Annotated in this window: 3 protein-coding genes and 1 pseudogene; all 4 read left to right on the top strand. The window is 62.6% G+C overall.

Going from position 1 to position 5,415, the window contains the following annotated elements:
• Positions 1-1,977 (top strand): TonB-dependent siderophore receptor (locus MOV75_RS26155; protein WP_247006847.1); only part of this gene is annotated, 1,977 nt, incomplete at its 5' end.
• 2 nt (positions 1,978-1,979) lie between these two features.
• Positions 1,980-3,160 (top strand): annotated as a pseudogene (locus MOV75_RS26150) (PepSY-associated TM helix domain-containing protein).
• Positions 3,161-3,327: 167 nt separating this feature from the next.
• Entirely contained in the window at positions 3,328-4,611 is a 1,284-nt protein-coding gene (locus tag MOV75_RS26145; RefSeq protein WP_247006846.1) for a DUF1963 domain-containing protein, read from the top strand.
• Positions 4,612-4,708: 97 nt separating this feature from the next.
• The coding region (locus tag MOV75_RS26140; RefSeq protein ID WP_247006845.1) for a rhodanese-like domain-containing protein at positions 4,709-5,415 on the top strand (707 nt) is incomplete at its 3' end.

Genomic DNA, 5,415 nt, shown 5'->3' with positions numbered 1-5,415 from the left:
CTGCGCAGCGGCGCGTCCCCGCTCGACACGTCGCAGGCCGTCAACGTCGTCCCCGAGCAGGTGCTGAAGGACCAACTGCCGCGCAACATCGACGATGCGCTCATCAACGTCTCCGGCATCACCCAGACCAACACGCTCGCCGGCAGCCAGGACGCCGTCATCCGCCGCGGCTTCGGCGACAATCGCGACGGCTCGATCATGCGCAACGGCATGCCGCTCGTGCAGGGCCGCAGCTTCAATCCCGCGGTCGAAAGCGTCGAGGTGCTGAAGGGGCCGGCCTCGCTGCTCTACGGCATCATGGATCCTGGCGGCATCGTCAACACCATCAGCAAGCGTCCGGAGCTTTATCAACACGGCTCGGTCACGCTGCTCGGCTCGGCTTTCAACGCCTCCAAGACCGGCGCCGACGGCCTGCTCGACGTCACCGGGCCGATTGGCGACCAGGGCCTTGCCTATCGCTTCATCGGTTACGGCGTCAGCGAGGACTATTGGCGCAATTTCGGCCGCCACCGCGAGATGCTGGTGGCGCCGTCGCTGGCCTGGTACGGCCAGGACACCACGGTCCAGCTCAACTACGAACACCGCGAGTTCATCTACCCGTTCGATCGCGGCACGGCGTTTGTCAACGGCGCTCCGTTGGCGATCCCGAAGACGCGCCGGCTTGACGAACCCTTCAACAATACCTGGGGCACGTCCGACCTGATCCAGGCCTCGGTCGAGCATCGACTTAACCAGGACTGGAAGCTCTTTGCGGGCTACAGTTACAACACCGAGACTTTCAGCGCAAACCAGCTCCGCATCACCGGCGTCAATGCCACGACCGGCGTCGAGACGCGCAGCAACGACGGCACGCGAGGCTCGCTCAGCAATTCGAGCTATGGGACGTCCTACATCTCGGGCGGGTTCTGGCTCGGCAACATGCGTAACGACGTAGTATTCGGCGGCGACGGCCAGTATCGAACCATTTATCGCGACAGTCTGATCCGGCAGACCACGCCCTCCTTCAATTTTTGCAATCCCGTCTACGGCTTGATCGGACCGGGCGCGACCGTTTCCCCCACCGATAGCGCCCAGACTGACAAGCTCGGCCAGTGGTCGCTGTTCTTCCAGGACACGCTGCATCTGACCGAACGGTTCGCGCTGGTCGGCGGCGTGCGCTACATGGACTACGACCAGCTAGCCGGACGCGGGAAGCCCTTCATGGTCAATACCAACGTCTCCGCAGACAAGGTATTGCCGCTCGGCGGCGCAATTCTCAAGCTCACCGATCAGCTTTCGCTCTATGCGAGCTACACCCAGTCGCTGAAGCCGAACTCGACGATTGCGCCGTTGACCAACAGCGGTGGCTTCGTGCTGGGTTCGAACATCGCGCCGGAGGAGGGCACGCAGTACGAGACCGGTCTCAAGTTCGATCTCAACAAGCGTCTCTCAGGCACGCTCGCGGTCTACGACATCGAGAAGCAGAACGTGCTGGTCAGTCAGTTCAGTCCCGCGCTCGGCCTGAACGTCTATACGGCGGCCGGCAAGGTGCGCTCGCGCGGCGTCGAGCTCGACGTCACCGGTCGGCTCTCCGACAATTGGAGCATGATCGGTAGCTATGGCTACACCGATGCGCGTGTGACCCAGGATCCGACATATGCTGGCAAGCAATTGCAGAACGTCGCGATGAACACGGCGTCGCTCTATCTGGTCTACGATTTCGGCACGGTGCTTCCCGGACAGCTCAGGCTCGGCGGCGGAGCTCGCTATGTCGGCGACCGGCCTGGTGACGCCTTGAACACTTTTGTGCTGCCTTCCTATCTCGTCGCGGATGTTTTCGCGACCTACGAGACGAAGTACCAGACCCTGCCGGTTATCTATCAACTCAACGTCAAGAACCTGTTCGACACCGTCTACTACACGTCTGCCCAGAACAATCTGGGCGTCGCCATCGGTGATGCGCGGCGCGTCTCGCTCTCGGCAACGGTGAAGTTCTAGCCATGGCAGCGCGGTTGGGGCACACCATCAAGGCGGTCCTGTTCCAGGTCCATTCCGTCGCGGGCCTGGTCCTCGCGTTGCTGGTGTCCCTGATCGCGCTGACCGGCGCGGTCATGAGTTTCGAGGACGAGATCGTCGACCATCTCAACGCCGGCATCATGCAGGTCGCGCGCGGCAGGTACCGAGGCTGATGCCTGACGAGCTGGTGGCGCGGCTGAAAGCGGGGCAGGACCTCGGCAAGGTCTCGGCAGTGACCTTGTCGAGCGATCCGTCGGCCGCGGTCCATGTCCGCTTCGGCCGCGACGAGCAGGGCGGCCGGCCAGCCTCGCTCTATGTCGATCCCTATGACGCCCGCGTGCTGGGCTCGCCCCGCGGCGAAGCGTTCTTCGCGACGGTGCGCCAGCTGCATCGCTGGCTGCTCATTCCCGGCGACGGCAAGGGCTGGGGACGTCCGATCACCGGCAGCATCGCGATCGGCCTCGTCGTCATGCTGGTGTCGGGCCTCGTGCTGCGCTGGCCGCGCCGGGCGGGCAGCCTGAAGATGTGGCTGAAGCCGAATCTCGGGCTCAGCGGCCGCGGACTGCACCGGTCGCTGCACACCGTGATCGGCACCTGGGTGCTGCCGGTCTATCTGACGATGACGCTCACCGGACTGTATTTCTCCTTCGAATGGTACAAGGACGGCGTGACCTGGCTGTTGGCACGTCCTCACGTCACCGCAGCGAAGATGACTACAAAGCCGCCGCGCTCGGATAGCCGCGCCGAGCCGGCGCCGCCAATCGGATTCGATCGGGCCTGGTCGACGTTCCAGCGCGAGGAGGGCGATCGGTTCTCCAGGGCCTTGCTGACACTGCCGGCGGGGCCGGGCACGACGATACGCATCCGATCGTGGGGGAAAGCGTCGTTGCTCGAGACCACGCGCGACGAATTCCGCATCGACGCCGTCTCCGGCCAGTTGGTCTCCGCCGAGCGCTACGCCGAGAAGACCGCTGGCGAAACGATCATCGCAGCCATCTACGACATCCATCGGGGCGCTATCCTTGGCTGGCCCGGCAAGCTCGCCTTCATGATCGCTGCGATCCTGATGCCGTTGTTCGCGGTCACCGGCATCCTGCTCTATCTGTCGCGCCGCCGGCTGCGGCAACCGGCGCCGCCACTGGCGCGGCTCGTTCCGGGCGAGTGAGAACTCCAGGCGGCTGGGCGAATGCTTGGAAGGTCGCCAATCGCCCACGCCGCGGCTGAACTCGTCCAAGCTATCGCTTCCGGCGCCCAAGAAGCTCTTGTCTGAACTACCGTGGAATGGTTCGATGCGCCTCGCACACGTTAAGGTGAGTGGGGACTTCGACGGAAATGTCTAAACGAGACGAAATCGAAGAGACGGCGCTGCCTGCGGTGCTCGTCAGACGCAGTGATCTGCCTGTGCCGCTGACGCATCCGGCGCGAAGCTTTTTCGGTGGACTTCCCAAATTGCCTCCGCAGTTTGACTGGCCCACAACGGAGGTCAGAGCCGACGTGGCCTTGGAGACCGTTGCACTTACATTCGTCGCTCAGATCGACTTGGCTGAAGTGCCTGGAGCCAGCTGGTCGCCGCTTCCGACGCGGGGCACGCTCTATTTCTTCTGCAGCTCGGTATTTGTAGGCGAAGGACATCCACCGTGTCGCGTCCTCTACAGCCCGACTGACGGAGGCGCGCATGCCGACCGCGCTCCACCGCCAGACCTGATGCCGCTGGCGGGGACCAACGGCGATCGTCAGGTCAAATGGCTCAATCCCGACGTCGATTTTCATTCCAAGGTCGAGTTCAAATATCCAATCTCATTCCTGCCGTTCCGCGACTTCTACTTCCGTGAGGATGTCGTCGGAGGCGAACTCATGATCAAGGAATTATGCAAGGCGCTGGGTCCAGGCGGGCCGCAGGAGAATGATCTGCTTCAATTCCGAAGCGTGGCCAAATACGAAAAGGACGAGGACTGGCCTTTCAACTGGCTCCTGGTCACTTACGTGGTTCGGTCGGTCTTGTCGCACGTCCAGCGCGATCTGACGCTTGGATATTACGGCAAGCCGCTCGCCGACGAAGCAACCGTAGAGTTGAAGCGTCTTCGCGCCAGTGCGATCGGATGGCTCGAGCGGTGTCGGGCGCTGACCCCGATGGATGACGTCAGTCCGGACACAAAGGCGACCTTCAGATCATGGTGGATCGACGTCGTACAGACCTACGAGAGAATGGAAGGGGAGGTACGCACGTATGCGGGTGAAATCGTGGACGACCTCGGTACTGCCATCAATCATACGATCCGTTGTATGTTCACGCAGGATGTCGATGCTTCCGAAGATGCCCCTCCGAGTTACGTTATGAACCTTGTGCGGCAGAATCGTTGGAAGACGCCAGAGGCGCGAGATGGAAAATATCGCCGATTTTCCACGGCGCTTCATCAGATGCTGGGATACGGCAGCGGCCCGCAGGATGCGACCGAGGTGCATTTGGAGGACATGTTATTGCTCCAGATACAAGGTGATCGCGTTTTTTCTAATTGGCACTCCGATGTCGGCGGTGTGCTTCATTTTTGGATCGATCGGGACGCTCTTGACCGGCGCGACTTTTCGCAAGTCGTCGCTACATATGAGTGCGACTAGCCTGATCTCTGCGCGTTGCCCTGCTCTCCGATATCGCTAGCCAACACCACCGCGATGGTTCAAAAGCCCATGGCCTGTCCTTGCTAGGGTCCATGCCATGAAGCTCCCCACCGTCACCCCCGCCGATATCCGCCGCGCCCTGCTGCTGCGCGAAGAAATCGCGCTGCTCGATCTCAGATATGAGGCAGGCTTTGCGACGGGGCATCCGCTGTTTGCCGCCAACATGGCCGCCGACCGGATTACGATCGAGGCCGAGACGCGGCTGCCGCGCAAGGACGTGGCCATCGTGCTCTATGACGACGGTGAGGGGCTGGTCGCGACCGGTGCAGAGCGCCTCGCCGCGCTCGGCTATACCAATATCAGCGCGCTTGACGGCGGGCTGAAGGCCTGGCGCGCGGCGGGCTATGAGGTCTTTGAGGACGTCAACTCCTATTCGAAGGCCTTCGGCGAGCTGGTCGAGGCGCGGCGCCACACACCGTCGTTCAGCGCCGACGAAGTGGCCAAGCTGATCGCCGACAAGGCTGACATCGCCATCCTCGACGTTCGCCGTTTCGACGAATACGCGACCATGAACATTCCGGGCTCGGTCAGCGTACCTGGCGCGGAGCTGGTGTTGCGGGCAGGGCAGGCCGCGCCCGATCCTGAGACCACCATCATCGTCAATTGTGCCGGCCGCACCCGCTCCATCATCGGCACCCAGTCGCTGATCAATGCCGGCGTGCCCAACAAGGTGCGCGCGTTGCGTAACGGCACCATCGGCTGGACGCTGGCGCAGCACACGCTCGACCACGGCGCCGACAGGCG

Origin of the sequence: Bradyrhizobium sp. PRIMUS42, from assembly GCF_023006515.1 — a bacterium.
In the GTDB taxonomy this organism is placed as follows: domain Bacteria; phylum Pseudomonadota; class Alphaproteobacteria; order Rhizobiales; family Xanthobacteraceae; genus Bradyrhizobium.
Note: the sequence above shows the minus strand (reverse complement) of the source record. Positions and strands in the feature narration are given on the sequence as shown.

What these genes read in the sequence shown, in the direction of transcription:
- MOV75_RS26145 (WP_247006846.1), top strand. Translation starts at nt 3,328, where the DNA reads ATGTCTAAACGAGACGAAATCGAAGAGACGGCGCTGCCTGCGGTGCTC.